The sequence below is a fragment of the Mesorhizobium sp. WSM4840 genome (assembly GCF_055811755.1).
Genome location: NZ_JBVVQD010000007.1, coordinates 207,880 through 234,101 on the forward strand (window position 1 = coordinate 207,880; position 26,222 = coordinate 234,101).

General features: G+C 63.1%; 25 protein-coding genes. 15 read left to right on the top strand and 10 right to left on the bottom strand.

The genetic code is table 11. The features are described from left to right. The first annotated feature begins 13 nt into the window (after positions 1-13). The 5 genes from AC0L3I_RS12810 to AC0L3I_RS12830 all read left to right on the top strand — a co-directional run bounded on the left by AC0L3I_RS12810 (position 14) and on the right by AC0L3I_RS12830 (position 8,293). Positions 14-760, top strand: a complete 747-nt coding sequence (locus AC0L3I_RS12810; RefSeq protein WP_473484557.1) for a nucleotidyltransferase family protein — start codon at positions 14-16, stop codon at positions 758-760. Next, entirely contained in the window at positions 757-3,879 is a 3,123-nt protein-coding gene (addB, locus tag AC0L3I_RS12815; protein ID WP_473527114.1) for a double-strand break repair protein AddB, read from the top strand. Before AC0L3I_RS12810 ends, addB begins: the two co-directional genes overlap by 4 nt. After that, positions 3,876-7,388, top strand: coding sequence for a double-strand break repair helicase AddA (gene addA, locus AC0L3I_RS12820; protein WP_473527115.1), 3,513 nt, complete (start codon positions 3,876-3,878; stop codon positions 7,386-7,388). Before addB ends, addA begins: the two co-directional genes overlap by 4 nt. Before the next feature lie 74 nt (positions 7,389-7,462). After that, entirely contained in the window at positions 7,463-7,786 is a 324-nt protein-coding gene (gene trxA, locus AC0L3I_RS12825) for a thioredoxin (protein ID WP_027152031.1), read from the top strand. Between the two features lie 225 nt (positions 7,787-8,011). After that, complete coding sequence (locus AC0L3I_RS12830) at positions 8,012-8,293, top strand: cupin domain-containing protein (protein WP_065011517.1); 282 nt, start codon at positions 8,012-8,014, stop codon at positions 8,291-8,293. 41 nt (positions 8,294-8,334) lie between these two features. Here the strand turns inward: AC0L3I_RS12830 and AC0L3I_RS12835 are convergent, their stop codons facing one another. From AC0L3I_RS12835 to AC0L3I_RS12860, 6 genes are all read right to left on the bottom strand, one after another. After that, positions 8,335-8,754, bottom strand: a complete 420-nt coding sequence (locus AC0L3I_RS12835; protein ID WP_473484442.1) for a VOC family protein — start codon at positions 8,752-8,754, stop codon at positions 8,335-8,337. A gap of 62 nt (positions 8,755-8,816) precedes the next feature. Beyond that, complete coding sequence (locus tag AC0L3I_RS12840; protein WP_473527116.1) at positions 8,817-10,142, bottom strand: bifunctional folylpolyglutamate synthase/dihydrofolate synthase; 1,326 nt, start codon at positions 10,140-10,142, stop codon at positions 8,817-8,819. 125 nt (positions 10,143-10,267) lie between these two features. Next, positions 10,268-11,194: an acetyl-CoA carboxylase, carboxyltransferase subunit beta gene (gene accD, locus AC0L3I_RS12845; protein WP_473527117.1), complete on the bottom strand. Its 927-nt coding sequence runs from the start codon at positions 11,192-11,194 to the stop codon at positions 10,268-10,270. Positions 11,195-11,289: 95 nt separating this feature from the next. After that, on the bottom strand, positions 11,290-12,129 hold the full coding sequence (gene trpA / locus AC0L3I_RS12850) for a tryptophan synthase subunit alpha (RefSeq protein WP_473484439.1): 840 nt from the start codon (positions 12,127-12,129) through the stop codon (positions 11,290-11,292). Between the two features lie 2 nt (positions 12,130-12,131). Then, positions 12,132-13,382 (bottom strand): tryptophan synthase subunit beta, encoded by a 1,251-nt coding sequence (gene trpB, locus AC0L3I_RS12855; RefSeq protein WP_473484437.1) that lies wholly within the window; start codon positions 13,380-13,382, stop codon positions 12,132-12,134. Positions 13,383-13,468: 86 nt separating this feature from the next. After that, positions 13,469-14,128 (bottom strand): phosphoribosylanthranilate isomerase, encoded by a 660-nt coding sequence (locus AC0L3I_RS12860; protein WP_473484555.1) that lies wholly within the window; start codon positions 14,126-14,128, stop codon positions 13,469-13,471. A gap of 110 nt (positions 14,129-14,238) precedes the next feature. On the opposite strand from AC0L3I_RS12860, the gene AC0L3I_RS12865 reads away from it, so the two are divergent. Beyond that, entirely contained in the window at positions 14,239-14,457 is a 219-nt protein-coding gene (locus tag AC0L3I_RS12865; protein WP_473484435.1) for a hypothetical protein, read from the top strand. Positions 14,458-14,693: 236 nt separating this feature from the next. Here AC0L3I_RS12865 and AC0L3I_RS12870 read toward each other — a convergent pair whose 3' ends face one another. The 3 genes from AC0L3I_RS12870 to AC0L3I_RS12880 form a co-directional block, all read right to left on the bottom strand. Then, positions 14,694-15,452, bottom strand: coding sequence for a M48 family metallopeptidase (locus AC0L3I_RS12870; protein ID WP_473484433.1), 759 nt, complete (start codon positions 15,450-15,452; stop codon positions 14,694-14,696). 98 nt (positions 15,453-15,550) lie between these two features. Beyond that, positions 15,551-16,054: a DUF2852 domain-containing protein gene (locus tag AC0L3I_RS12875; protein ID WP_473484431.1), complete on the bottom strand. Its 504-nt coding sequence runs from the start codon at positions 16,052-16,054 to the stop codon at positions 15,551-15,553. Between the two features lie 235 nt (positions 16,055-16,289). Then, the gene (locus AC0L3I_RS12880) at positions 16,290-16,754 is read right to left on the bottom strand and encodes an Lrp/AsnC family transcriptional regulator (protein ID WP_473527118.1); all 465 of its coding nucleotides are present in this window, start codon (positions 16,752-16,754) and stop codon (positions 16,290-16,292) included. 171 nt (positions 16,755-16,925) lie between these two features. On the opposite strand from AC0L3I_RS12880, the gene AC0L3I_RS12885 reads away from it, so the two are divergent. After that, entirely contained in the window at positions 16,926-17,939 is a 1,014-nt protein-coding gene (locus AC0L3I_RS12885) for a 1-aminocyclopropane-1-carboxylate deaminase (RefSeq protein WP_292179742.1), read from the top strand. A 104-nt stretch (positions 17,940-18,043) separates the two neighbouring features. On the opposite strand, the gene AC0L3I_RS12890 is transcribed toward AC0L3I_RS12885, so the two are convergent. Continuing rightward, on the bottom strand, positions 18,044-18,820 hold the full coding sequence (locus AC0L3I_RS12890) for an alpha/beta hydrolase (RefSeq protein ID WP_473484427.1): 777 nt from the start codon (positions 18,818-18,820) through the stop codon (positions 18,044-18,046). A gap of 211 nt (positions 18,821-19,031) precedes the next feature. On the opposite strand from AC0L3I_RS12890, the gene infC reads away from it, so the two are divergent. The 8 genes from infC to pheT all read left to right on the top strand — a co-directional run bounded on the left by infC (position 19,032) and on the right by pheT (position 26,159). Continuing rightward, on the top strand, positions 19,032-19,568 hold the full coding sequence (infC, locus tag AC0L3I_RS12895) for a translation initiation factor IF-3 (protein ID WP_077374810.1): 537 nt from the start codon (positions 19,032-19,034) through the stop codon (positions 19,566-19,568). Positions 19,569-19,695: 127 nt separating this feature from the next. Continuing rightward, a complete protein-coding gene (locus AC0L3I_RS12900; protein ID WP_473484425.1) occupies positions 19,696-20,340 on the top strand; it encodes a methyltransferase family protein in 645 nt (214 codons plus the stop codon). 239 nt (positions 20,341-20,579) lie between these two features. Continuing rightward, positions 20,580-21,236, top strand: a complete 657-nt coding sequence (locus AC0L3I_RS12905; RefSeq protein WP_473527119.1) for a methyltransferase family protein — start codon at positions 20,580-20,582, stop codon at positions 21,234-21,236. A 274-nt stretch (positions 21,237-21,510) separates the two neighbouring features. After that, positions 21,511-21,714, top strand: coding sequence for a 50S ribosomal protein L35 (gene rpmI / locus AC0L3I_RS12910; RefSeq protein ID WP_006201248.1), 204 nt, complete (start codon positions 21,511-21,513; stop codon positions 21,712-21,714). A gap of 38 nt (positions 21,715-21,752) precedes the next feature. Next, entirely contained in the window at positions 21,753-22,154 is a 402-nt protein-coding gene (gene rplT, locus AC0L3I_RS12915) for a 50S ribosomal protein L20 (RefSeq protein WP_473484423.1), read from the top strand. 95 nt (positions 22,155-22,249) lie between these two features. Then, positions 22,250-23,335, top strand: coding sequence for a phenylalanine--tRNA ligase subunit alpha (pheS, locus tag AC0L3I_RS12920; RefSeq protein WP_473527120.1), 1,086 nt, complete (start codon positions 22,250-22,252; stop codon positions 23,333-23,335). Then, on the top strand, positions 23,332-23,754 hold the full coding sequence (locus AC0L3I_RS12925; RefSeq protein ID WP_473527121.1) for a GFA family protein: 423 nt from the start codon (positions 23,332-23,334) through the stop codon (positions 23,752-23,754). The genes pheS and AC0L3I_RS12925 overlap by 4 nt, the downstream gene beginning before the upstream one ends. Next, the gene (gene pheT, locus AC0L3I_RS12930; protein WP_473527122.1) at positions 23,751-26,159 is read left to right on the top strand and encodes a phenylalanine--tRNA ligase subunit beta; all 2,409 of its coding nucleotides are present in this window, start codon (positions 23,751-23,753) and stop codon (positions 26,157-26,159) included. Before AC0L3I_RS12925 ends, pheT begins: the two co-directional genes overlap by 4 nt. The last annotated feature ends 63 nt before the right edge of the window (positions 26,160-26,222 follow it).

The window sequence follows — 26,222 nt, forward strand, 5'->3', positions numbered from 1 at the left end:
CCTCAAAACCGCAATGGTGCTTGCCGCCGGGCTCGGAAAGCGCATGCGGCCAATCACCGACACAATGCCGAAGCCGCTGGTCAAGATATCAGGAAAGACGTTGCTCGACTGGAGCCTGGACAGCTTGGCTCGTGCCGGCGTCGACAAGGCCATGGTCAACGTCCATTATTTTCCCGAGCAGATCGTCGCCCACGTCGCCGCGCGCCGCGCGCCGCGCGTCGTCATTTCCGACGAAAGCGAAAGACTGCTCGATTCCGCCGGCGGTATCGTCCATGCTTTGCCGGAACTGGGAGGGGCTCCCTTTTACATCGTCAATGCCGACACCTTCTGGATCGATAGCGGCGTGCCCAACCTTGCCCGCCTCGCCCTTGCATGGGACGCGGCGAGAATGGATATTCTGCTGATGCTCGCGGATCCCCAGTCAGCAACCGGACACAGCGGCGGCACCGATTTCCTGATGGCGCCGGACGGCGCCTTGCGGCGTTCGAAAGGTGACCCGACAGGCCTGATCTATGCCGGCGCGGCGATCGTCCATCCCAGGCTTTTCAAGGATGCGCCGGCCGGCCCACACTCGCTCAACGCCTATTTCGATGCGGCCATCGCAGCCGGCCGCCTGTACGGCATGGTGATGCACGGCCATTGGATCACCGTCGGCACGCCCGACGCCATTCCGCTTGCGGAAGCGGCCGTTGCCACCGCTCTTGCTGAGTCGCCCGGCACTCTTACCGAGTTGACCAGCGCTCTCACCGAGTTGAAATGAGCGGCTCCCGCCGCGTTTTCTCGATCCCGCCCGGAGCGCCGTTTCTGCCGACGCTGGCCGAGGCCCTGCTGTCAGGGCGCCTCGTTTCCGGTTTCAGCTTCGACGGCGACCCGCTGGCGCTGGCCGACGCCACCATCTACGTGCCGACGCGCCGAGCCGCACGGGCGCTGCGCGGCGTATTCGTCGACCGTCTCGGCGGCCGCTCGGCGATTCTGCCGGTCATCCGCCCGCTCGGCGAGTTCGACGATGACGAAGCTTCATTCGAGGCCGACGCGTCGGCCGCCATCGAGCTCGCACCGCCGATCGCCGCGATCGAGCGCCTGCTGCTGCTGGCGCCGCTGGTCCGCGCCTGGAAACGCCGCCTGCCGGCGCATGTCGCGGCACTTTTCGACGAAGAGATCGTCGTGCCGGCCTCCGCCGCCGACGCCATCTGGCTGGCGCGCGACCTGGCTCGGCTGATGGACGAGATCGAGACGGAAGGTACGGACTGGACCAAGCTCGCCGATCTGGTGACCGGCAACCTCGCCGGCTGGTGGCAAGTGACGCTCGATTTCCTGAGCATCGTCACCGAAAACTGGCCCAACCTCCTCGAGGAACGCAATCGCTCCAACCCGGCCGCGCATCGCAATGCGCTGATAAGGCTGGAAGCAGCACGGCTGAAGCGCAATCCGCCGGCCGGACCGGTGATCGCCGCCGGCTCCACCGGGTCTATTCCCGCCACCGCCGAACTGCTCGCGGTGATCGCCGGCCTGCCCAGCGGCGCGGTCGTGCTGCCCGGCCTCGACCTGATGCTGGATGAGCCGTCATTCCAGGCAATTGCGGCGCCCGGCGCGCGGCCGGCCTTGCTCGGCCATCCGCAATACGGCCTGGCAAAACTGATTGGCAAGATCGGCGTGCTGCGCGGCGATGTCGAGGAGATCGCCATTGCCAAAAGGCCGCTCACGCTGCGCGCCGCCCTTGTCGGCGAGGCGCTGCGGCCTGCCGAAACCACTGAGCTGTGGGCCGAGACGCGCGCCGGTTTCGCCGCCGGTGACATCATTGACGCCTTCGTCGACGTGACGCTTCTCGAAGCCGCCGGCGAACGCGACGAAGCCGTAGCGATCGCCGTCGCGCTCAAACGTGCCGTCGAACACCCCGGCCAGCGCGCTGCACTCGTCACCGGCGACCGCGCCCTGGCGCGGCGCGTCTCAGTCGAGCTCTTGCGCTTTGGCGTCGTCGCCGACGATTCGGGCGGCACGCCGCTCGCCAACACGCCTGCCGCCAGCCTGCTCAGGTTGGCGCTTCAGGCTGTGTTCCGTCCTGGCGACCCGGTCGCCCTGCTGTCGCTGCTCAAGCACCCGCTGCTTGGCCTCGGCCTGGAACGCGCAAGCGTCCGTCGTGCGGCGGAGATCGTCGAACTGGTGGCGCTGCGCGGCGGCACCGGCCGCCCCGACATCGCATTGCTGCCAGAGCTCTTCGAGGCCCGTCTCACCGGCGTGGGCAACGGCACCCGCCCGCCTTTCTGGTTCTCCCGCCTGACTGTGCGAAACATCGAGGGCGCCCGCGAATTGCTCATCCGCCTTGCCGCCGCGCTGGCGCCGCTGATCGCCTTTCGCAGTCAAGCCGAAACAGATCTTGCCGAATTGACCCGGGCCAACGTCGTCGCGCTCGAAAGTCTTGGCCGCACCGCGGATGGTAGCCTGAGCGAGCTCTATGCCGGCGATGCCGGCGAAAAGCTAACCGAGCTCTTGCGCGGGCTGGTCGCTGCCTCGGCGTCGTTCTCCTTCGCGGCGGACGAATGGCCTGACGTGATGGAGGCGCTGATCGCGCCCGAAACCGTCAAGCCGGCACAAGGCACCGACAGGAACATCGCCATCTGGGGTGCGCTGGAAGCCCGGTTGCAGAACGTCGACACGCTGGTCATTGGCGGGCTCAACGAGGGCGTGTGGCCGCGCAAGCCGGAAAGCGACCGCTTCATGTCGCGGCTGATGAAGACCGGCATCGATCTCGAACCGCCCGAACGGCGCATCGGCTTGGCCGCCCATGATTTCCAGATGGCGATGGGGGCGAAGAAAGTGGTGCTGGCGCGCTCCGCCCGCTCGGGCGACGCGCCGGCGGTGCCGTCGCGCTGGCTGCAACGCCTCCTGACCTTCATCGGCAAGGACCATGCGGCGGTGCTTCGCCGGCGTGGTGATGAATTCCTGTCCTGGGCCCGTGCGCTCGATGCCGGCGAAAGAAGAGACTTCGCGCCGCGACCGCAGCCGAAGCCGCCGCTGGCTGTGCGGCCTCAGCATTTCTCCGTCACCGAGATCGAGACGCTGCGGCGCGACCCTTACGCAGTCTATGCCAGGAGGATTCTTGGCCTGATGCCGCTCGATCCGGTCATCCGCGACCCGGGCGCCGCCGAGCGCGGCACGCTGTTTCACGCCATCCTGCATCTTTTCTCGCGGACAGTGGCCGATCCGCTTGTGCCGGAGGCGCTGGACGGCCTCATCGCCGCCGGCCGCCAATGCTTTGCCGAGGCGGCCCTTCCTCCCGATGTCGAGGCGGTGTGGTGGCCACGCTTCGAAAAGCTCGCCGCCGGCATCATCAAATGGGAGCGCGGCCGCGCCTTCGCCGTGACACGGCGCCACGCCGAGGAGCGCGCCGAGAAAACCGGCGTCGGCCAGTCCGGCGTGACGCTGTCCGGCTATGCCGATCGCGTCGATCTCCTGGCTGGCGGCATGGCCGACATCCTGGACTACAAGACCGGCTCCTCGCCGTCCAAGGCGCAGGCCCATACGCTGCTTTCGCCGCAATTGGCGCTCGAGGGCGCGCTGCTCAGGCGCGGCGCCTTCAAAGGGCTTGGCGCGCGCGAGCCGTCGCAGCTGGCCTTCATCAGGCTGAAGCCGAACGGCGAGGTATTCGAGGAATCCATCCTCGAATACAACCGCAAGCCGCGAACCGCCGCCGATCTCGCCGAGGAGGCCTGGGCGCGGCTCGAAAAACTGCTGATCCATTATGCCGACCCGACGACCGGCTATTTGTCACGCGCGCTGCCGTTCCGCGAGGGCGAGACCGACGGCGATTACGACCATCTCGCCCGCGTGCTCGAATGGTCCGCCGGCGGCGACGCCGACGACGAAGGAGGGGAGGCATGAAGAAGGCCTATCCCATCCCGACCGACACCGACGCCAGCCAGGCAAGCGCCTCCGACCCGAAAAATTCCGCCTGGGTGTCGGCCAATGCCGGATCGGGCAAGACCCATGTGCTGGCCCAGCGCGTCATCAGGCTCTTGCTGCGCGGCACCGATCCATCGAAGATCCTGTGCCTGACCTACACCCGCGCCGCCGCCGCCAATATGTCGAACCGGGTGTTTTCGACGCTGTCCGAATGGACGGCGCTTGGCGACGCCGAACTGGCAACAAAGATAGCGGCGCTGGACGGCCGCCAACCCGATCGCGAAACCATGCGCCGCGCCCGCCGGCTGTTCGCCGAGGCGCTGGAGACACCGGGCGGGCTGAAGATCCAGACCGTCCACGCTTTCTGCGAATCGGTGCTGCACCAGTTTCCGCTAGAGGCCAACATACCGGCCCATTTCGAAATGCTCGATCCGCAGATGGAGGCGTCGCTCTTCGCCGCCGCCCGCCGTGACATGATCTCGGGCACGGCCGCCGGCGATGCGGGACTGGCCGAGGCATTCGCCACCATTCTGGAGCGCGGCGGCGAACATGGGCTCGACGCGTTGCTGGCCGAGATCGTGCGCAAGCGCGACGGCTTGCGCGCCTTCATCAGCGCGGCCGGCGGCGATGGTTTCCGGGCGCTCTTCGACGAGTTTAGGTTTCGTGCCGGCATTACCGCCGAAGGCCTGGCGGCGTCCGTCTGGCCGCTGCCGGGCTTCCTGCCGGACTATTTCGTCACCTTTGCCCGCGCTGCCGAAGCCGCCGATGCCCGCATCGTGCTGAACAATTTGCTGCCCTACGCCCATCTTGCCTTCGCCGAGAATGATCCGGTTCGCCGGCTGCAATTGCTGGCAAAAGCCTTCCTGCGGGCGGATGGCGAGCCTTATGAGCCGGCAAAGACGTTCAAGAAAGCGTTGCTCGACCGGCTGCCGGATCTTGCCGAGCGCTATCAGGCGGCGGCCGATGCCATCCTCGAAATCTCCGATCGGCTGGCCTTGTTCAGGATGGTCGAGGGCACACTTGCCGCGCTGACCATCGCCGACTGGCTGATCGCCCGCTACGAGCATTTGAAGCGCGCGCGCGGCTTTCTCGACTTCAACGACCTCATCACCCGAACGGTCAATCTCCTGGCGCGGCCCGATGCCGGTCCATGGGTTCAATACAAGCTCGACCAAGGCATCGACCATATCCTGCTCGACGAGGCGCAGGACACCAGTCCCGACCAATGGGAGGTGGTGAAGCGGCTGGCCGAGGAATTCTTTGCCGGGCTCGGCGCGCGCGACGCGGTTCACCGCACGGTCTTTGCCGTCGGCGACGAAAAGCAGTCGATCTATTCCTTTCAAGGAGCGGCGCCCGATTCCTTCGCCGAGTCAAGGCTGCTGTTTTCCGGAAGGGTGCGCGACGCCAACGCCGCCTTCGCCGATCTCAAGCTGACCTGGTCCTTCCGCTCGACCGACGACGTGCTTGCGGCGGTGGACCGTGTCTTTGCCGACCCGGTCGTGCGGCGCGGCATCAGCCACGATCCCGATCCGCTGAACCACAAGGCGATCCGCACCGATGCGCCGGGCTATGTCGAGGTCTGGCCGTCGATCGGTGCCGACGTCGTCGACGAACCCGACGACTGGACACAAGCCGTCGACCACGCCCATGCGCCGGCGGTGCGTGTCGCCGAAAACGTCGCGGCGACCATTGCCGGCTGGATCGGCGCCGGCGAGATCATCGAAGGCCGCGGCAAGAAGCTTCGGCCCGGCGATGTGCTGGTGCTGGTGCGCAAGCGCGATCGTTTCGTCCATGCGCTGACGCGCGCACTGAAGCGCCGCGACATACCGGTCGCAGGCGCCGACCGGCTCAGCCTGCCCGGCCATATCGCGGTAAAGGACCTGATCGCGCTCGGCCACTTTCTTGTCCAGCCTGAGGACGATCTGTCGCTTGCCGCCGTGCTGCGCAGCCCGATTTTCGATATTTCGGAAGAGATGCTTTTCGCGCTCGCCGGCGAGCGGCCGTCCGGCCTCTCAGTGATCGCTTCGCTCAGGCAGCAAGCCGGCGAAAGCGCCGCCTTGGCCGCAATCGTTGCCCAACTCGACACATGGTCTGATGAGGCCGCATTCAAGCCGGTGTTCGAATTCTATGCCGGGGCTCTCGCCCGCGACGGCCTGCGCAAGAAGATGATCGCGCGGCTCGGGCCGGAAGCCGGCGACATCCTCGATGAGTTCCTGAGCTTCTGCCTGGCCGAGGAACGGACCGGCCTGCCGGGACTGGAATCCTTCCTGTCGACGCTGGAAAATGCCGGCCCCGAGATCAAGCGTGAAATGGACCAGACCCGCGACGAGGTTCGCGTCATGACCGTGCATGCCGCCAAGGGCCTGGAGGCGCCTGTCGTGTTCCTGGTCGATGGTGGCTCGGCACCGTTTAGCGACCAGCATCTGCCGAGACTGATGCCGTTCGATGGCTCGGGCGACCATTGGGACGGCAAGGGCTATCTCTGGCGCTCGGCCAGCGATGTCGCCAATGGATTTTCGCGGGCCGCTTCGGTCCGCGCTCGCGAGCTGGCCGACGACGAATACCGCCGGCTGCTCTATGTCGGCATGACCCGCGCCGAGGACCGGCTGATCGTCTGCGGCTATCACGGCAAGCGGGCACCGAACGCCGGCACCTGGCATTCGATCGTCAGCCGCGCGCTGGTCGGCGCCCGCGAAAGCATCGAGCGGCAGCACCCCGCCACCGGCGAGACCGTGCATCGCTTTCACGTGACAAAATTGCCGCCCGTCGCACTGGCGGCCGCCGAAGAGGCGCGGCAGACGCTACAGTTCGAGCCGTTGCCGAAGACCCTGTTCCAGCCCTTGCCGCCGTTCGAGGATCTGCCGCGGCCGCTGTCGCCGTCCGGTGCCTCGGCATTGATCGACGAGGCCAGGGAAGCGGTAATCGACACCGGCTCGCCGGTGCTGGACACCGAGGCGGAGCCTGGCTTTGCCGTGATGCGGGGGCTGGCGCTGCACAAATTGTTGCAGATGCTGCCCGGCATTGCGGAGGCCGAACGCCGCGATGCCGCTGAGCGCTATCTCAGGTGCGCCGGGGCGCAATGGCCTGAAACCGAGCGCGACAAGGCCTTGGCCTCGGTGGCAGCGATCCTTGCCGACAGCCGTTTCGATCAGCTGTTTGCGCCGAATTCACGCGCTGAAGTCGCGGTCATGGGCAGCCTGGAGGTCAAGGGCAAGCTGCGCTCGATCTCCGGCAAGATCGACCGGCTGGCGGTCACATCAGGCAAGGTGTCGATCGTCGACTACAAGACCAACCGGCCGGCGCCTGCAATCCTGTCGGACGTTCCACCGGCCTATGTCCTGCAACTCGCGCTCTATCGCGCGCTGCTCCAGCCGCTTTATCCCCGGCATGAGGTCTCGGCGGCGCTGCTGTTCACGGAAGCGCCGCGGCTGATCGAGCTGCCGCCGGTGGTCATGGACGACGCCCTTGCCCGACTCACGGGAGCGTGACACAACAGCTGCTTGAAGAAGGGCGCGACCACCACCACATTTGGTGCGACAATAACTCTCGAAAGGATTTTCGCATGGCCACCGTCAAGGTCGACAAGAGCAATTTCCAGACCGATGTGCTTGATGCCAAGGAGCCGGTCGTGGTCGATTTCTGGGCGGAGTGGTGCGGGCCGTGCAAGATGATCGCGCCGGCGCTGGAAGACATCGCCATCGAACTCGGCAGCAAGGTCAAGATTGCCAAGCTCAATATTGACGAGAATCCCGAGCTTGCCGCGCAGTTCGGCGTGCGTTCGATCCCGACGCTGATGATCTTCAAGGGCGGCGAAATGGCCGACATGAAGGTCGGCGCCGCGCCGAAGACAGCGCTGTCGCACTGGATCAATGGCAATCTCGCTTGATCCGACCCTGAATCTCTGCATTCAAGCCCGGCCTCGCGCCGGGCTTTTTCGTGGCGTCATCTACAGCGCCGCGCGTCCTCTTGGACGCGCAAAGGACGCTGTAGGACTTGATCTTGCGCATGACCCAGAAAATCGAATCCGATTTTCTGGGTCATGCGCTGGTCCGCCCTGGCACTCGCCACTTGCCGCCTCATGCTCTTGTCTGGCTTAAAGCAGGAGAACGACATGACCGGATCCGCCAAGGCCACCGTCTTCATCGACAATGAGCGCGTCATCGTCACCGAATACCGCTTCGCCCCAGGCGACAACACCGGCTGGCACCGTCATGGCCACGATTATGTCATCGTGCCGCTGATGGACGGCAAGCTCAAGCTCCTGACCAAGGACGGCGAATCCTTCGCCGAAATGAAGAAGGGGGCGCCCTATTTCCGCAAGGAGGGCGTGGAGCATGACGTCATCAATGCTAATGAAGGCGAGTACGCCTTCATCGAGATCGAGCTGAAGTAATCCACCAAGGCCGTCTCAGGCCGCCAGGGCTGGAGGCGCGGTCACCAATCCGCGATACGATCGCCTCCGACGAACTGTGCACTTTTCTCGGTATATTCAAACAGTTCTATCTTCACGTCGTTAGGATCGCGAATCCATGCCTGGTAGGTATCATCGCACGCGTGTTTCTTTGAAGTGATATCAACGCCTTTCGACCTTACGTGGGCGATCGCGGCGTCAATGTTTTCCACTTCGAGGCAGAAGTGGTTGATCTGGTTCAAGTCGCTATAGCTGGCCTCATCTTTCTGGAACACCTCGATGTGGCTGCGGCTGCCGCAATTGAGGTAGAAACCGAAAATCTTGCCGTCGCGCAGGAAGTTGAACTGGGTGTCCATGCCGAGGACGTCCCGATAGAAGCTTCGCGTCACTTCGAGGTCATCCGCGAAGATGCAAACGTGAGCGAGCTGCTTTACCTTGATCATGACTGGCTCCTCGCGGTGATCTGACGAAATCCGGCGTCATCGTGGCCTGGTGAACCAGCGCCTCAGACCGGCGGCGTGCCGTTTTCGGCCAGCACTGCGCCGGCCAGATAGAGCGAGCCGCTGATCAGGATGCGCGGCGGCGGTCCGTCCCACGTGTCGCGCAGCAGCATCAGCGCGTTGGCGACGGAGCTCACCGGTTCGGCCGACAGGCCGGCCTCGACGGCGCGGATCGCCAGTTCGTCATTCGGCACGCTGGCCTCGCTGAGGCTCACTGGTACCGTGTAGACATGCCGCACCAGGCCCTTGAAGGCGCGGAAATAGCCGCTCTGGTCCTTGGTGTTGATCATGCCGGAAATCAGGAACAGCGGCCGCGGGTTCTTTTCCTCCTGCTCGGCCAATGCCTCGGCGACGACCACGCCGGCGCCTGGATTGTGGCCGCCGTCGAGCCAGATGTCGGCGCCCTTTGGCGCCAGTTCCGTCAGCCTGCCTTGCGGTAATTTTTGCATCCGCCCCGGCCAGGTGACTTTGGCCATCGCCTTGTCGGCGACGCGATGGCTGATTTCGAAGCCCGCCGCCTTGACTGCCGCAATAGCCGCCGCCGCATTGGCGAACTGGTGGCGCCCCGGCAGGCGCGGTGGCGACAGGTCCATCAGCCCGTCTTCGTCCTGATAAACCATCCGGCCGTTTTCCTCGAAGGCGAGGAAATCCTGGCCATAGACGAAGGCGGCACAGTCGAGCCGCTCGGCGGTTTCGATAAGCACCTGCAGCGCCGTCTCGCTTTCCTGCGCGCCGATGACCACCGGGCAACCGGCTTTGATGATGCCGGCCTTTTCGGCGGCGATCAGTTCGACACGGTCGCCGAGATAGGATTCGTGGTCGAGCGAGACCGGCATGATCACCGACACCGCCGGCTCGCTGATGACATTGGTGGCGTCGAAGCGGCCGCCGAGACCGACCTCGATGATGACGGCATCTGCCGGATGTTCGGAAAACAGCAGGAAGGTGACGGCGGTGAGGATTTCGAAGACGGTGATCTTCTGGCCTTCATTGGCTTTGGCGACGCGGGCGATGGCGTCGGCGAAGACCTTGTCTTCGACCAGCCTGCCGCCGCCATCGGCGGCCAGCCGGTAGCGCTCATGCCAGTTCACCAGATGTGGCGATGTGTGGACATGGACGCGGTGGCCGGACGCTTCGAGCAGCGCCCGCGAAAACGCGGCGCAGGAGCCCTTGCCGTTGGTGCCGGCGATATGGATGACCGGCGGCAGATGGTCCTGCGGCTTGCCAAGCCGCTCCAGCAGCCGCGAAATGCGGTCGAGCGAAAGATCGAAGCCCTTCGGATGAAGCGACATCAGGCTTTCGATTTCGCGGTCGGCGGCAAGCGTGGTCATGGGAGAATCCTAGCGCATGACCCCGAAAATCGAAAATCGATTTTCGGAAAGGATCATGCGCGAAATCAAGATGCTACAGCGCCACAGATGGCGCGCAATCGCGGTTAGCGACGACGGATGTCGCGTCAGGCTTGCGGGCGTGCTTCCGCCGGGAGCGCGATCGGCGGCAGGATTTCCGGCTCCAGCGGCTTTTCTTCTTCCGGCAGCTTGAGCAGCATTTTCAGGAGCCGCGCGATCGTCTGGCGCATCTCCAGCCGCGACACCACCATGTCGACCATGCCGTGCTCCATCAGATACTCGGAGCGCTGGAAGCCGTCGGGCAGTTTTTCCCGGATGGTCTGCTCGATGACGCGCGGCCCGGCAAAGCCGATCAGCGCGCCGGGTTCGGCGATGTGCACGTCGCCCAGCATGGCGTAAGAGGCGGTGACGCCGCCGGTGGTCGGGTTGGTCAGGACGACAATATAGGGAAGACCGGCTTCCTTCAGTCGATCGACGCCGATCGTGGTTCTCGGCAATTGCATGAGCGACAGGATGCCTTCCTGCATGCGGGCGCCGCCGGATGCCGCGAACAGGATCAGCGGCCGCTTGCGTTGCACTGCGACCTCGAAGCCACGAACGATGGCGTCGCCGGCGGCCATGCCGAGCGAGCCACCCATGAAGGCGAAGTCCTGCACGGTCACCACCACCGGCAGGCCCTCGACGGTGCCCAGCGCATTGATGATCGCGTCCTCCAGCCCGGTCTTGGCCTTGGCGTCCTTCAGCCGGTCGGTGTAGCGCTTCTCGTCGCGGAATTTCAGCGGATCCTGCACCACCTTGGGGTTTTCGAGCATCTCGTACTTGCCGTCGTCGAAGAAGAATCTCAGCCGCTCTTTGGCCGAGATCTTCATGTGGTGGCCCGAGGACGGGATGACGAACTGGTTCTGCTCCAGGTCCTTGTGGAAGACCATCTCGCCGGTCTCCGGATCCTTGATCCAGAGGTTCTCAGGCATGTCGGTGCGCCGGCCGAGCATCGAATTGATCTTCGGGCGAACGTAATTGGTGATCCAGTTCATCGCGTCGGCTCCTGTCCTGACGAAGAGTTAGACCATGATCCCGAAAAGTGGAAACCGGTTTTCACTGGAGATCATGGTCAACCAGAAGATCAAGACTATTCGGCGGCAGCAAGGCGGGCCGCGCGCACGCCTTGCGAAAGCCCGCTGACCAGCGTGGCGACCGCCTCGGCCGGGTCGGCGGTCTTTTCACCCTTCGGCCCCAGAACATTGGCGACGGCATTGACGATCGCGGTGCCGACGACGACGCCGTCGGCCGACGCTCCGATGATGCGCGCCTGCTCGGCGGTCTTGACGCCGAAGCCGACGCAGACCGGCAGGTCGGTATGGCCCTTGATGCGCCTCACCGCCGCCGCCACCTTGCCGGTGTCGGCAAGCGCCGAGCCGGTGATGCCGGTCATCGACACGTAATAGACGAAGCCGGAGGTATTTTGCAGCACCTTGGGCAGCCGCTTGTCGTCGGTGGTCGGCGTCGCCAGCCGGATGAAATTAATGCCGGCCTTCAGCGCCGGAATGCAAAGCTCCTCATCCATTTCCGGCGGCAGGTCGACGACGATCAGCCCGTCGATGCCGCTGGCCAGCGCATCCCTGAGGAAGCGGTCGACGCCGTGGATGTAGATCGGATTGTAGTAGCCCATCAAAACGATCGGGGTTTCATCGTCGGTGGCGCGGAATTCAGAAGCCATCCTCAGCGTCTTGACCAGCGTCTGGCCGCCTTTCAGCGCGCGCAGGCCGGCCGCCTGGATCGCCGGGCCGTCGGCCATCGGATCGGAAAACGGCATGCCCATTTCGATGATGTCGGCGCCTGCCGTGGGTAGCGCCTTCATGATCGACAAAGCGGTGTCATAGTCCGGGTCGCCGCTCATGAAATAGGTGACAAGCGCCGGGCGGCCTTCGGCCTTCAGCTTGGCCATGCGTCGGTCGATGCGGGTGGTCATGATCAGATCTCCATGCCCAGCATATTGGCCACCGTATGCACATCCTTGTCGCCGCGGCCGGACAGGTTGACGATGACGATCTGGTCCTTGTCCATGGCGGGTACGATTTTCACCGCATGCGCAATGGCATGGGCGGATTCGAGCGCCGGAATGATGCCTTCGACGCGCGTCGTCAGCTGGAACGCCTCCAGCGCCTCGTCGTCGAGAACAGGCACATAGTCGACGCGGCCACTGTCGCGCAGCCAGGAATGCTCCGGCCCGACGCCCGGATAATCGAGGCCGGCCGAAATCGAATGGCCGTCCATGATCTGCCCGTCGGCGTTCTGCAGGAGATAGGTGCGGTTGCCGTGCAGCACGCCGGGCGCGCCGGCGTTCATCGAGGCGCAATGTTCGATGCCGTCGAGGCCGCGGCCGCCGGCCTCGATGCCGATGATCTTTACGCTGCGGTCGTCGAGGAACGGGTGAAAAAGGCCGATGGCGTTCGAGCCGCCGCCGACGGCGGCGATGATGGTGTCCGGCAGCCGGCCTTCCTGTTCGAGGATCTGGGCGCGCGCCTCAATGCCGATCACCGACTGGAAGTCGCGCACCAGCTCCGGATAGGGGTGCGGGCCGGCGGCAGTGCCGATCAGGTAATAGGTGTCCTCGACATTGGTCACCCAATCCCGGAGAGCTTCGTTCATGGCGTCCTTGAGCGTGCCGTGACCAGCAGTGACCGGCCGCACCTCGGCGCCGAGCAGCTTCATCCGGAAGACGTTCGGGCTTTGCCGGGCGACGTCGGTGGCGCCCATATAGACGACACACGGGAAGCCGAAACGCGCCGCCACGGTGGCCGACGCCACGCCATGCTGGCCGGCGCCGGTCTCGGCGATGATACGCTTCTTGCCCATGCGCTTGGCCAGCAGGATCTGGCCGAGGCAGTTGTTGATCTTGTGCGAGCCGGTGTGGTTCAAATCCTCGCGCTTGAAATAGACCTTTGCGCCGCCCCCAAGACCCTTCGCCGAGGAAACCTCGCGAAGATGCCTGGTCAGGCCTTCGGCGAAATAAAGCTTCGACGGCCGCCCGGCATAGTGGGTTGAAAGGTCAGTCAGTTCGGCCTTGAAATCCGGATCGTCCTTGACCTCGTTCCAGTGCCGCTCGAGGTCGAGGATCAGCGGCATCAACGTTTCGGCAACGAAACGACCGCCGAAGATGCCGAACATGCCCTGCTCGTCGGGTCCGGTGCGGAAGGAATTGGGTATCGCCGGCTTGTTCATCGCCGATCTCCTACTTCTTGGTTGGAGCTTGTCCTTGTCGGAAAACCGGTTTCCTATTTTCCGAGACATGCTCCGGGTTCTATCCTTCAGGCTGCGCGGGTATCCCGCGCGGCTCTGACGGCCCGGAAAAACTGTTCGATCAGCGCCGGGTCCTTGACGCCTGGCGCGCTTTCCACGCCCGAGGAAATGTCTAGTCCGGGCGGGTTGGCAAGCCGAAAGGCATCGCCGATATTGGCGGCGTTGAGCCCACCGGAAAGCATGTAATCGACGCCTGCGTCAAGGCCGGCCAGAACGCGCCAGTCGAAGGCAATGCCGTTGCCGCCCGGCAGTTCCGAACCCTTCGGCGGCTTGGCGTCGAACAGGAAACGGTCGGCAATGCCGACGAAGGGTCTTATCCGCTCCAGGTCGGCAGCCTCGCTGACCGGCAGCGCCTTCATCACCGGCAGGCCATAGCGGGCCTTGATCTCGGCCACCCGCTCCGGCGTTTCCGAGCCATGCAGCTGCAGCATGTCCGGGCGCATTTTTTCGACGATTTCATCCAGGAACGCATCACCGGCGTGGACCGTCACGGCAACCGCCTTGGCCTTGCCGATTGCCGCTTCACGCAAGCGGCCGGCTTCCGCCGGCTCGACATAGCGCGGGCTTTTGGCAAAGAAAATAAAGCCGACATGGCTGGCGCCGCCGGCCAATGCCGCGGCCAGCGCCTTGTCGGTCTTCAATCCGCATATCTTGATGTCGAGCGCCATGCCGCGGGATTGGCACGAAACGGCAAAAGAGTCGAGAAAAAGCATCCTGTTTGCCACCAGCGCGGAACGCGCTACCTTACTTCAGATAGTACAGGCGGGAGCAAACAAGCATGGCAGACGAAACCGTCGCCCAACTCAGGCAGAAGGTCGCGCAGGCCCGCGAGGTCATTGCTCATCTGATGGACAAGGCCGCCTTCAACGGCGCCGAGGCACACCGCGCGCTCGACTATTTCAGCAATGACGCCTTCAAGAAGGACTTCCTGCCATGGCCGCGCCATACCGACGAGGGGCTGCGCCCTGAGGAGTTGAACGCGGCGAATGATGACTGACCGGCAGTGCAGAACCTATTGATGCCGGCGGGACAGCGCCCTCCTCTGTCCTGCCGGACATCTCCCCCACTTGGGGGGAGATCGGACGTCACGCCGGCTTTCGCCAATCTCCACCCGTCGCAGGAGTCAGCAAGACGCTGAAGCTGGCAATCTCCCCCCTCGTGGGGGAGATGTCCGGCAGGACAGAGGGGGCGCGAAGGATCGCTACAGTTTTTATTCCGCTCCCTACAAGCATTCTACTCGAACATGATCGCTTGCAGCGCGCCGCCATTGCGCTTGAGCCAGTCTTTGCAGCGCTCGGTGTCGGGGCAGAGCTGCTCGCACAATTTCCAGAATTTCGGGCCGTGGTTCATTTCCTTGAGATGCGCCACCTCATGCGCGACGAGATAATTTATGACCGGTCGCGGCGCCATCATGATGCGCCAGGAGAAGGACAGATTGCCGTCGGAGGTGCACGATCCCCAACGGCTCGACGTGTCCTTGAAGCGGATCGCCTTGGCGCGCTTGCCGATCGTCCCGGTGTGCTTGACCACCAACCGCTCGATCTCGCGCTTGGCCTCGCGCTTGAGGAAATCGGCGATGCGGCGCGGCAGGTGCACGCGCTCGCCATGCACGATCATGAGCGGACCGCGTTCGTCGCACGACAGCGTGACGGTACCGCGTTTCGAGGGCTCATGAACAATGCGATGTGGCACGCCGCGCACCGGTATCTTGATGCCGGGCCGCACCTGCGGCCGGTTGGGCACCTTGGCCAGCCGCTGCTCCAGCCAGTCCTGGTGGCGGTCCAGGAATTTTTCCACTTCGCCACGGCGCAGGCCCGGCGGCACGGTGATGCGCAAGCCGCGGCCGCCGGAATCGATCCGCAGCGTCAGGCGCCGCGCCCGGTCGCTCTCGACGATCTTGAGCGGCAGCGTGCGGCCGGCAACACAATGCTCTCGCTCCACGACGGGGGCGGGCCTGGGTTTGGTCAGGTTGCGGAAGAAGCCGAATGACATGGCGGGACGATACGTGATTCGAGGAAAACGAATAGAACAAAAAAGAAACGGCGCCGCTGACGCGACGCCGTGTTTGATTATTTATCGGGGCAAGTGCCTTACTCGTCCAGTAAGCCTGGCGTGGATTTGCCACCCCGTTTGCCAGTCCCCGTCGAGCCGGTCGATCCGCCGCTTGTGGGGCCGCCGGTTGTGGGCGATGTCGACTTGTTGCGGTTCGCCATGAAGCGGTCGAACTCTTCCTGGTCCTTGGCGCGACGCAATTCCCTGGCATATTCGTCGAACTCGCTCAGCATCTCGTCGAGCTTGCGGCGCTCTTCGTTGAGCCGCTCGAGTTCCTTTTCGCGCCAGTCGTCGAAAGCAACGTTGCCGGTGCGGGCGGAGCCGTGGCCCCAGCGCGCCGCTCTGTCGGAACCGCGGCGGCAGCCGGCGAAGATGCCGTCGGTCGCGCGGTTGACGTCGCGCTTGAAGCCTTCAAGCCGGTCGCCCCAGATGATGTAGGCGAGCATGGCGAGGCCGAGCGGCCAGAACACCATAAAGCCGATCACCATCAGTGCGATGGTCGCCGGCGTCCAAGCCGGACGGATCAATGCAGATGTGTTCATTTTCTCCCAATCCTTCAGTTGGAGACAGCCAATCCCGGCTGCGTGGAATCGAAATGGGAAGGGAAAAACGGCTATTCAAGACAGTCGCAGCCAAAACCGGACAAGCATTTGAAATGGTTATCGCTTTTTGACCGATTCAAGGGAAAGAACGACCAGGCCGGCAAGCAAGGTGGCCGACGGTTCTGCAGCGAAAGTCCGGCGCCGGTGCATTGACTTGATGCTTCGGATGTCCGTTTCAAAAATCCAGGGGTGCGTTATCGACGACCTCTTTCATCACGAAGAAGGTTCTCGTCTGGCGAACGCCGGGCAATGCGATCAACTGGTCTCCGTGAATTCGGTTGAAATCCGCCATGTCGCCGACCCTGATCTTCAGAAAATAGTCGAAGTCGCCCGCCACCAGATGGCAGTCGAGGATGAATTTCAGTTTCGCGACGGCCTTCTCGAAATCCGCGAAACTCTCCGGGGTCGAGCGGTCGAGGACGACGCCAACCATCACCAGCGCGCCTCTGTCGACCTTCTGCGGTATCACCACCGCCCTGACATGGCTGATGTAGCCTTCATCGAACAAGCGCTGCGTGCGGCGGTGGCACGTCGCCGGGCTGACAGCGACCGACTGCGCCAGCTCTGCATTGGTCAGTCGTCCGTTGTCCTGGAGCAGGCGCAACATTTTCAGGTCGATCCGGTCGAGCGGTGCTCGCATGGAAGATTCTTCCGATATTGGCGTTGAAAATTGAAGCTATATGACAATTCCGCGCTGTTAGGCGATGCCTCGGACATTTTAAGTCCGATCTTTGATAGCACCTTTCAAGGCAAAGATGATAGTGTTCACCGCATCACATCGCAATGAACAGGAACAAGAGAGGGCACTCTCATGCTCGAGAAATTCGAACGCTATCCGCTCACCTTCGGGCCGACCCATATCGAGAAACTGGAGCGGCTCGGCGCTCACCTCGGCGGGAAGGTCGATCTCTACGCTAAGCGAGAGGATTGCAATTCCGGCCTCGCCTTCGGCGGCAACAAATTGCGCAAGCTCGAATACATCATCCCGGACGCGATCGCCTCAAACGCCGACACGCTGGTCTCGATCGGCGGCGTTCAATCCAACCATACGCGCATGGTGGCGGCCGTCGCGGCGAAGATCGGCATGAAATGCCGCCTCGTGCAGGAAAGCTGGGTACCCCATGAAGATGCCATCTACGATCGCGTCGGCAACATCCTTTTGAGCCGGATTATGGGCGCTGATGTCCAGATGGTCGATGAGGGCTTCGATATCGGAATTAGGGAAAGCTGGGAGCAGGCGATCGCGGATGTGAAGGCGAAGGGTGGCAAGCCTTATCCGATTCCGGCCGGGGCTTCGGTGCATAAATATGGCGGCTTGGGTTATGTCGGCTTCGCCGAGGAGGTCCGCGCGCAGGAGAAGGAACTCGGCTTTGCCTTCGACTACATCGTCGTTTGTACCGTCACCGGTTCAACTCATGCTGGCATGCTGGTCGGCTTCGCCAAGGACGGCCGCGAACGCAACGTGATCGGCATCGACGCATCCTGCACCCCGGCGCAGACCAAGGCGCAGGTACTCAACATTGCGCAGAACACCGCGACGCTGGTCGAACTCGGCAAGGAGCTCAATGAGGATGATGTCGTCCTGATCGAGGATTATGCCTACCCGGTCTACGGCGTCCCCTCTCAGGAGACGAAGGAAGCAATCCGTCTCTGCGCGCGCCTCGAAGGCATGATCACGGATCCGGTTTACGAGGGAAAATCCATGCAGGGCACGATCGATCTCGTGAAGAAGGGTTATTTTCCCAAGGGATCCAAGGTGCTCTACGCCCACCTCGGCGGTGCTCCAGCCATCAACGGATATGCTTACACATTCCGCAACGGCTGAATGCTTTTTAGTTGCAGCACGTATCCCTCTGACGATATCCGCGTCCGCCGGCAGACAGGGATTCCAGGAGGGCTGCAGCCGGCCGCGACGAATGCGCATGTCTCTTAGCCTGCCTGCAGCACCATGGCGTCGACCGCCCGCACCAGCATGTCGAGATCCTGAGGCCGCGACAGGCGGTGGTCGCCGTCGGGGATCAGCGACAGCGTGACGTCGTCGGCCGGCAGCAGGCCGACCAGTTTCAGCGCATGGCTCGGCGGCACGTCTGCATCGGCCAGCCCTTGCAATATGTGGACGGGGCAGTGGGTGTCGATCGGCCCGTTCATTGTCAGGTTGTTGCGGCCGTCCTCGATCAGCGCACGGGTGTAGATGTAAGGCTCGGCCGAATAGTCCGACGGCTCCTCGAAATAACCCTTTTTGGCAAGATCGCGCTTCTGCGCTTTGGTCAGCGCCGGCTCGACCAGCTCTGCGGTGAAATCCGGCGCCGGCGCCAGAAGCACCAGGCCGGCGATGCGGTTCTCGCCCGATTTGTGCAATTCTTGGCGCAATTCCTGGACCATGCGCAACGCGATCCATGCGCCCATCGACGAGCCCACCAGGATCTGCTTGCCTAGCGTGAAATGGTGGAAGACAGCCAGGCTTTGCGAAAGCCATTTCGAGACGGTGCCATCGGCAAAGGCGCCGCCCGATTCGCCATGACCGGAATAGTCGTGGCGCAGGAATGCCCGGCCTTGTCCGCTCGCCCATTCCGCCAGCTTCTCGGCTTTGGTGCCCAGCATGTCCGACTTGTAGCCGCCGAGCCAGACGATGCCTGGCGCGGCACCCGCAGCGCGCCTGACAGCAATGCTGGTTCCGTCGACATCGATAAAAACCGGTGCGGTCATGGCTCACTCCTCACGCAGGTCTTTTGACACAGCTGGCGGTTCAACGAAAAGTGCTCGGCAACTTTCTTCGTTTGGTACAGGCTGAAGTCAGGGAACAGGGTGATTTCCTGTGAACGCTGTGCTATTGACTCCGGCCGCGCGCTCACCACATTGGCGCGTTCGCAATCTGAATTGAAAACCCTGAACGAAACGGCTCAAGGAGACCACGACCATTCGCAGACCTTTCAAAGCAACGGCGCCCACCAAGGAGGGCCCGCGCTCCAACCGTGACATCCGGGTTCCCCGGGTCCAACTTATCGACGCCGAAGGCCACAACCATGGCGATGTCTCCATCAACGACGCATTGCTGCTCGCCGAAGAGGCTGGGCTCGATCTGGTCGAGATATCGCCCAACGCAGTGCCGCCCGTCGTAAAAATTCTCGATCTAGGCAAGCTGAAATACGCCAACCAGAAGAAGGCGGCTGAGGCGCGCAAGAACCAGAAGGTCATTGAGATCAAGGAGATCAAGATGCGCCCGAACATCGACAGCCATGATTACGAGACCAAGATGAAAGCGGTCCGGCGGTTTTTCGAGGAAGGTGACAAGGTCAAGCTGACATTGCGCTTTCGCGGCCGCGAGATGGCGCATATGGAACTCGGCATGCAGCTTCTGAACAAGGTTCGCGAGGAAGTGGCGCCGATCGCCAAGGTCGAAGCTGAGCCGAAGCTCGAAGGCCGCCAGATGATGATGGTGCTGGCGCCCCGCTAAAGCGATCCCGTCAAAAGCAAAGGCCGCTTCGGCGGCCTTTTGTTGTTTTTGTCTCCGCCATGATTTCTCCGCAAGTTGCATCGACAAGGATTCTGGTTGCCGGTCCTCGCGGCGAAAGGATTGTCCCATGGCCGCTGCGGCACGTTCTCCGATTGAAAAGTCGTTCGACGAAATGGGCCGCTATCAGCGGCGCCGGCGCGTCCTGCTGGCACTGCTGATCGGAGCTTTTTGCGCTTTGCTGATCTTCGGCGGCTCCACGCACGATGAACTGGGCCACGAACGCATAGAGGGGCAGTACGGGATCGCCCTGCTATTGATCGGGATCGGCGGGCGGCTCTGGTCGATCCTCTATATCGGCGGCCGCAAGTCGGCCGAAGTGGTTGCTACCGGCCCATATTCGGTGATGCGCAACCCGCTGTATTTTTTCTCCACCGTAGCGGCCGCCGGCATCGGCGCCCAGACCGGCAGCGTGATCGTCTCGGTGGCGTCGGCGGTTTTGTGCGCGGCCGCGTTCTACATCGTCACGCTGCGCGAGGAACGGCATTTGACGACCGTGCTCGGGGCGCCGTACAAGGACTACATCGCACGCGTGCCGCGGTTTTTTCCCAATCCCCGGCTTTATCGCGATCAGGCCGAAGTCACCTTCACACCGCGCATCTTCAATCATACGCTGCGCGACGGCTTGATGTTCGTGGCTTCCATACCGTTTTTCGAACTCATCGAGTCCGGACAGGAAAGCGGGGTAATTCCCGTCCTCTTCTGGCTGTATTGAGCCGGATGGGCAGGCAAAGGAGGCGGACATGCTACCCGCCTTCTCGCTTCTTTTCCTCGCGCGTCGTTGTCCCAAAACCGCTGCGCACCTCGGGTGAAGCCCGTGGGCAGGCTTTTGGGCGACATGCATTAAATTCGCCTGAATCATCTTGCAAGGCGTCCCGGCGATCGGCGGGGCGCCTGTTTCTTGGCCAGACGCTGCGATCGCTGGCGAAGTTCCTCGACGATCGGATTCCCGACATGCTTAATGAAGCTAAATCGGCGCGGGCCGAACAAGCGCAGGCCAAGCGTGCGCTGAGCAGATATCAGCACGCGCGCAGGATGGTGCTTGCCGCCCTCGTGGTCGTCATGTTCGCAGCGCTGCTGTTTGGCCAGTCTGCTTTTCCTCCCGAAAGCGTGCCGCACGAAACGATCGAAATGGTCGGCGTCCTGCTGATCTTTCTCGGCATTGTCGGGCGCTTGTGGTCGACGCTCTATATCGGCGGACGCAAATCCTCCCAGGTGGTTACCGGCGGACCCTATTCGATCACCCGCAATCCGCTCTATGTCTTCTCCTCGATAGCTGCCGCCGGCGTCGGCGCGCAGATGGGCTCGATCACTGCGGCGATCGGCTTCGCGATGATTTGCGCCGCCGCCTTTCATGTCGTCATCCTGCGCGAAGAGAAGTTCCTGAAGGAGGCCTTCGGAACTCCATTCCAGACCTATATGGCGCGGGTGCCGCGCTTCTTCCCGAAGCTTTCGCTGTATCAGGAAGGCGATACCGGCAGCTTCAAGCCGCGCCTGCTGCGGACGACGCTGCTGGACGGACTGGTATTCCTCGTTGCCCTGCCGTTTTTCGAATCGATCGACGGCGCCCAACTATCGGGCATACTGCCGGTGCTTTTCCGTCTCCCATAGGCAAGATCCCGAACCGAAGGTCTGCGACGGCCAAAATGGGAACCGGTTTTGCTGCGCTGACCTCCAGTTCGGATAAGGTCATGGGAATACCTGACACTGGACAGAGCGTCGCATCCTTGCAGGTGTTGCGCGCCGGCCCGCTTTGACGTATAGCACCGCCGTTCCCAAAAACCGCCCGGCAGGGCATGCCGTGGCGGTTTCATTTGCTTTTCGGGCTTTGGTCGGCCTGAAGCGAACAAAAAGCGCGATGATGCGCACATAACGGAGTAGCAAAATGCCCAAGATGAAGACCAAGTCAGCCGCCAAGAAGCGGTTCAAGATCACAGGTACGGGTAAAGTCCTGTCGGCTGCGGCCGGCAAGCGTCACGGCATGATCAAGCGTTCCAACAAGTTCATTCGAAATGCCCGCGGCACGATGGTTCTGGCTGAACCGGATGGCAAGAAGGTCATCAAGAATTTTCTGCCGAACGGCCTCTAAGGCATTCGGGCTGGACAACGTTTTAAGGAGATCATGACATGGCACGCGTAAAAAGAGGCGTCACCTCGCACGCCAAGCACAAGAAGGTCCTGAAAGCCGCCAAGGGTTTTTATGGCCGCCGCAAGAACACCATTCGCATCGCCAAGCAGGCGGTGGAAAAGTCGCTGCAGTATGCCTACCGCGACCGCAAGAACCGCAAGCGTTCGTTCCGCGCTCTGTGGATCCAGCGCATCAATGCCGCGACCCACGAGCATGGCCTGACCTATGGCCGCTTCATCGACGGTCTCAACAAGGCCGGCATCGAGATCGATCGCAAGATCCTGTCGGACATGGCCATCCACGAGCCGCAGGCATTTGCCGCACTTGTGGCCAAGGCCAAGATAGCGCTCGAATACCTCAAGAACACCACGCCGAACGCTTTTGAAAGCGCTGTAGCCTAACCAGCGCCTTCCCAAGCACTTCGACACTTGATTTGGGAAACCCGCGCTGGCAGGGCTGGCGCGGGTTTTTCTTTGCCTCCAATCGGGCCTGAAACATGAGTGACATGGAAACTCTCGAAAATTCCCTGATGAGCGACATTGCGTCGGCCGCCGACGAGCAGGCGATCGAAGCCGTGCGTGTTTCAGCGCTCGGCAAGAAGGGCTCGATCTCCGAAATGCTGAAGACGCTCGGCTCGATGAGCGCAGAAGAGCGCCAGATAAAGGGCCCGGCTATCAATGGCCTCAAGAACCGCATCACCGAGGCGCTTACCGCGCGGCGCGCCGAACTGAAGGACGTGGCGATCGCCGCACGGCTCGCGGCGGAAAAGGTCGACGTCACATTGCCGGTGCGGCAATCGCCGGCCGAGCGCGGCCGCATCCATCCGATCAGCCAGGTCAGCGACGAGATTGCCGCGATCTTCGGCGATCTCGGCTTTGCCATCGCCGAAGGCCCCGATATCGAGACCGATTATTACAATTTCACCGCGCTGAATTTCCCGGAAGGCCATCCGGCGCGCGAGATGCACGACACCTTCTTCTTCCAGCCGGACGAGAAGGGCGAGCGCAAGCTTTTGCGCACCCACACCTCGCCGGTGCAGATCCGCACCATGGAGATGCAGAAGCCGCCGATCCGCATCGTCATTCCCGGAAAAACCTACCGCCAGGATTCCGATGCCACGCACTCGCCGATGTTTCATCAGGTCGAAGGGCTGGTGATCGACAGATCAGCCAATGTCGCCAACATGAAATGGGTGCTGGAGGAGTTCTGCAAGGCCTTCTTCGAGGTGCCGCAGGTCAAGATGCGCTTCCGGCCGAGCTTCTTCCCGTTCACCGAACCCAGCATGGAGGTCGACATCCAGTGCGATCGTTCGCGGCCGGGCGAGGTGCGCTTCGGCGAAGGCTCCGACTGGATGGAGATCCTCGGCTGCGGCATGGTCCACCCTAATGTGCTGAGATATGGCGGGCTCGATCCCGACGAATATCAGGGCTTTGCCTGGGGCATGGGCATCGATCGCATCGCCATGCTGAAATACGGCATGCCGGACCTGCGCGCCTTCTTCGACGCCGATGTGCGCTGGCTGTCGCATTACGGTTTCCGGCCGCTCGACATGCCGACGCTATTCGGGGGCTTGAGCGCATGACAGCGGCCCACACCGGCGGCTGCCGCTGCGGCGCCGTGCGGTTCGAGGCTTCGGCCGAGCCGCACCATGTCAGCTATTGCCATTGCGGCGATTGCCGGCGGGCCAGCGGCGCGCCGGTGTCGGCTTTCGTCGGCTTCCTGACCGAGCAGGTCGCCTTCACGGGCAAGGCGCTGAAGATGTTCGAGAACGGGCCGGTGACGCGCTCCTTTTGCGGTATCTGCGGCTCGCCGATCGCCTATGTCGACGAGCGGCTGGCCGACCACATCTATTTCATGCTCGGCGCCATGGACATGCCGGCCTATTTCAGGCCGACCCACCACGCCCATGTGCGCGAGCAGCTTCCCTTCCTGCACATGCCCGACGCGCTGCCGCGCCATTTGAAGACCAGCGTACCCAGACCAGACGGAACACGGTTATGAAATTCACCCTCTCCTGGCTCAAGGATCACCTCGAGACCGACGCCTCGCTGGCCGAGATCGTCGAGCGGCTGACCTCGATCGGCCTCGAAGTCGAGCATGTCGACGACAGATCGAGCCTAAAACCCTTCGTCATCGCCAAGGTGCTGACGGCGGTGCAGCACCCCGACGCCGATCGGTTGCGCGTGCTGACGGTCGATACCGGCGACGGCAAGGCCCCCGTGAAGGTTGTGTGTGGAGCGCCGAACGCCCGCGCGGGCCTGATCGGCGCCTTTGCAGCACCCGGCGTCTATATTCCCGGCATCGACGTGACGCTGACGGTCGGCAAGATCAGGGGCGTCGAAAGCCACGGCATGATGTGCTCCGAGCGCGAGCTGGAATTGTCCGACGAGCATGACGGCATCATCGATCTGCCGGAGGATGCGCCGGTCGGCACCAGCTTCGCCGCCTATGCGCATCTCGACGACCCGTTGATCGAGATCAATTTGACGCCGAACCGGCCGGATGCGACCAGTGTCTACGGCATCGCTCGCGATCTGGCGGCCAGCGGCCTCGGCCGACTCGTCGGCGGAGCAATCATGCCGCATGCCGGCAGCGGCATGTGCCCGGTCAAGGTGACGATCGAGGCGCCGGAGCTCTGCCCCGGTTTTGCGCTGCGCCTGGTGCGCGGCGTGAAAAACCGCCCGTCGCCGAAATGGCTGCAGCAAAGGCTGATCGCCATTGGGCTTCGGCCGATCAGCGCGCTGGTCGACATCACCAATTTCGTCACCTTCGATCGCGGCCGGCCCTTGCATGTGTTCGACGCGAACAAGGTCGCCGGCAACCTTACCGTGCGCCGGGCGCGCGACGGCGAAAAGGTGCTGGCGCTCGACGGCCGCGAATACACGCTGACGCCTGACATGTGCGTGATAGCAGACCAGGACGGCGTCGAATCCATCGCCGGCATCATGGGCGGCGAGCATTCCGGCTGTGACGAGAACACCACCGACGTGCTGATCGAATCCGCACTTTGGGATCCGATCACCACGGCCCGCACCGGCCGCACGCTCGGCATCATCAGCGATGCACGCTACCGCTTCGAGCGCGGCGTCGACCCTGAATTCATGGTGCCAGGCGTGGAACTGGCGACCAAGCTGGTGCTGGATTTCTGCGGCGGCACGCCGACCGAAATCGAGGTGGCCGGCTATGGCGGCCACAAACCCAAGATCGTGTCCTTCCCACTGTCGGAAGTGAAGCGGCTGACCGGCATAGAGGTGCCCAGGGACGAGAGCCTCGACATCCTTTCGCGCCTCGGCTTCAAGCCGCAAGGCGCGGGCGATGTCGTCAATGTGGCGGTGCCGTCGTGGCGGCCGGACGTCGATGGCAAGGCCGACCTGGTCGAGGAGGTGATGCGCATCCATGGCGTCGACAACATCGCTCCGCAGCCGCTTGGTTCTCACGATGCGGTCAACGCAAAAATCCTGACGACGCTGCAGGTCCGCACCCGCGCTGCCAAGCGGGCGCTGGCGGTGCGCGGCATGATGGAGGCCGTCACCTGGTCGTTCATTCCGGCAAAACATGCCGAACTGTTCGGCGGCGGCCAGACAGCACTCAAGCTCGCCAACCCGATCGCTGCCGACATGTCCGACATGCGGCCATCGCTGCTGCCGGGCCTGATCGCCGCCGCGCAGCGCAATGCCGACAAGGGCATCGGCGATGTCGCGCTGTTCGAAGTGTCCGGCACCTATGAGGGCGATGCGGCCGACCAGCAGCGGCGCGTCGCCGCCGGCGTGCGGCGCGGCACGGCCAAGCTCGACGGTTCCGGCCGTCATTGGGCCGGCAATGCCGGTTCGGTCGGGGTGTTCGACGCCAAAGCCGACGCGATCGCAGCACTTGAAGCCTGCGGCGCGCCGGTCGACCGGCTGCAGATCGAGGCCGGCGGCCCGGCCTGGTATCATCCCGGCCGTTCCGGCACGATCAAGCTCGGGCCTAAAGTCGTTCTCGGCACGTTCGGCGAATTCCACCCGAAGACGCTGGAGGAACTGGACGTCTCCGGGCCGCTCTGCGGCTTCGAGGTTTTCGTCGATGCCGTGCCCGAGCCGAAGGCCAAGCCGACGCGGACCAAGCCGAGACTGGAACTGTCCGCCTTCCAGGCGGTCAAGCGCGATTTCGCCTTCGTCGTCGACAAGGCGGTCGAAGCCGGCACACTGACCCGCGCAGCCAGTGCCGCCGACAGGAAACTGATCACCAACGTCTCGGTCTTCGATGTTTTCGAAGGTGCCGCACTCGGCGCAGCCAAGAAATCGATCGCCATTGAAGTATCGATCCAGCCGGTCGAAAAGACGCTGACCGACGAGGATTTCGAGGCGCTGGCAAAGCGCATCGTCGAGAATGTGCATAAGCAGACCGGTGGCGTGCTACGGGCGTGACGGCTGCGGGCACATGGCGATCACTGTTGTGCCGTGGTGAGCCTATCTCCGCAGAAGTTGGCA

Coding starts and splice junctions, on each gene's coding strand:
- AC0L3I_RS12890 (WP_473484427.1), bottom strand. CDS start 18,820: ATGACCGCACCGGTTTTTATCGATGTCGACGGAACCAGCATTGCTGTC.
- pheT (WP_473527122.1), top strand. CDS start 23,751: ATGAAATTCACCCTCTCCTGGCTCAAGGATCACCTCGAGACCGACGCC.
- trpB (WP_473484437.1), bottom strand. CDS start 13,382: ATGAACAAGCCGGCGATACCCAATTCCTTCCGCACCGGACCCGACGAG.
- AC0L3I_RS12900 (WP_473484425.1), top strand. CDS start 19,696: ATGGCCGCTGCGGCACGTTCTCCGATTGAAAAGTCGTTCGACGAAATG.
- AC0L3I_RS12870 (WP_473484433.1), bottom strand. CDS start 15,452: ATGTCATTCGGCTTCTTCCGCAACCTGACCAAACCCAGGCCCGCCCCC.
- rpmI (WP_006201248.1), top strand. CDS start 21,511: ATGCCCAAGATGAAGACCAAGTCAGCCGCCAAGAAGCGGTTCAAGATC.
- AC0L3I_RS12875 (WP_473484431.1), bottom strand. CDS start 16,054: ATGAACACATCTGCATTGATCCGTCCGGCTTGGACGCCGGCGACCATC.
- AC0L3I_RS12835 (WP_473484442.1), bottom strand. CDS start 8,754: ATGATCAAGGTAAAGCAGCTCGCTCACGTTTGCATCTTCGCGGATGAC.
- AC0L3I_RS12865 (WP_473484435.1), top strand. CDS start 14,239: ATGGCAGACGAAACCGTCGCCCAACTCAGGCAGAAGGTCGCGCAGGCC.
- trxA (WP_027152031.1), top strand. CDS start 7,463: ATGGCCACCGTCAAGGTCGACAAGAGCAATTTCCAGACCGATGTGCTT.
- addB (WP_473527114.1), top strand. CDS start 757: ATGAGCGGCTCCCGCCGCGTTTTCTCGATCCCGCCCGGAGCGCCGTTT.
- AC0L3I_RS12925 (WP_473527121.1), top strand. CDS start 23,332: ATGACAGCGGCCCACACCGGCGGCTGCCGCTGCGGCGCCGTGCGGTTC.
- AC0L3I_RS12860 (WP_473484555.1), bottom strand. CDS start 14,128: ATGGCGCTCGACATCAAGATATGCGGATTGAAGACCGACAAGGCGCTG.
- accD (WP_473527117.1), bottom strand. CDS start 11,194: ATGAACTGGATCACCAATTACGTTCGCCCGAAGATCAATTCGATGCTC.
- AC0L3I_RS12880 (WP_473527118.1), bottom strand. CDS start 16,754: ATGCGAGCACCGCTCGACCGGATCGACCTGAAAATGTTGCGCCTGCTC.
- AC0L3I_RS12840 (WP_473527116.1), bottom strand. CDS start 10,142: ATGACCACGCTTGCCGCCGACCGCGAAATCGAAAGCCTGATGTCGCTT.
- AC0L3I_RS12885 (WP_292179742.1), top strand. CDS start 16,926: ATGCTCGAGAAATTCGAACGCTATCCGCTCACCTTCGGGCCGACCCAT.
- addA (WP_473527115.1), top strand. CDS start 3,876: ATGAAGAAGGCCTATCCCATCCCGACCGACACCGACGCCAGCCAGGCA.
- AC0L3I_RS12810 (WP_473484557.1), top strand. CDS start 14: ATGGTGCTTGCCGCCGGGCTCGGAAAGCGCATGCGGCCAATCACCGAC.
- pheS (WP_473527120.1), top strand. CDS start 22,250: ATGAGTGACATGGAAACTCTCGAAAATTCCCTGATGAGCGACATTGCG.
- trpA (WP_473484439.1), bottom strand. CDS start 12,129: ATGACCACCCGCATCGACCGACGCATGGCCAAGCTGAAGGCCGAAGGC.
- rplT (WP_473484423.1), top strand. CDS start 21,753: ATGGCACGCGTAAAAAGAGGCGTCACCTCGCACGCCAAGCACAAGAAG.
- AC0L3I_RS12905 (WP_473527119.1), top strand. CDS start 20,580: ATGCTTAATGAAGCTAAATCGGCGCGGGCCGAACAAGCGCAGGCCAAG.
- AC0L3I_RS12830 (WP_065011517.1), top strand. CDS start 8,012: ATGACCGGATCCGCCAAGGCCACCGTCTTCATCGACAATGAGCGCGTC.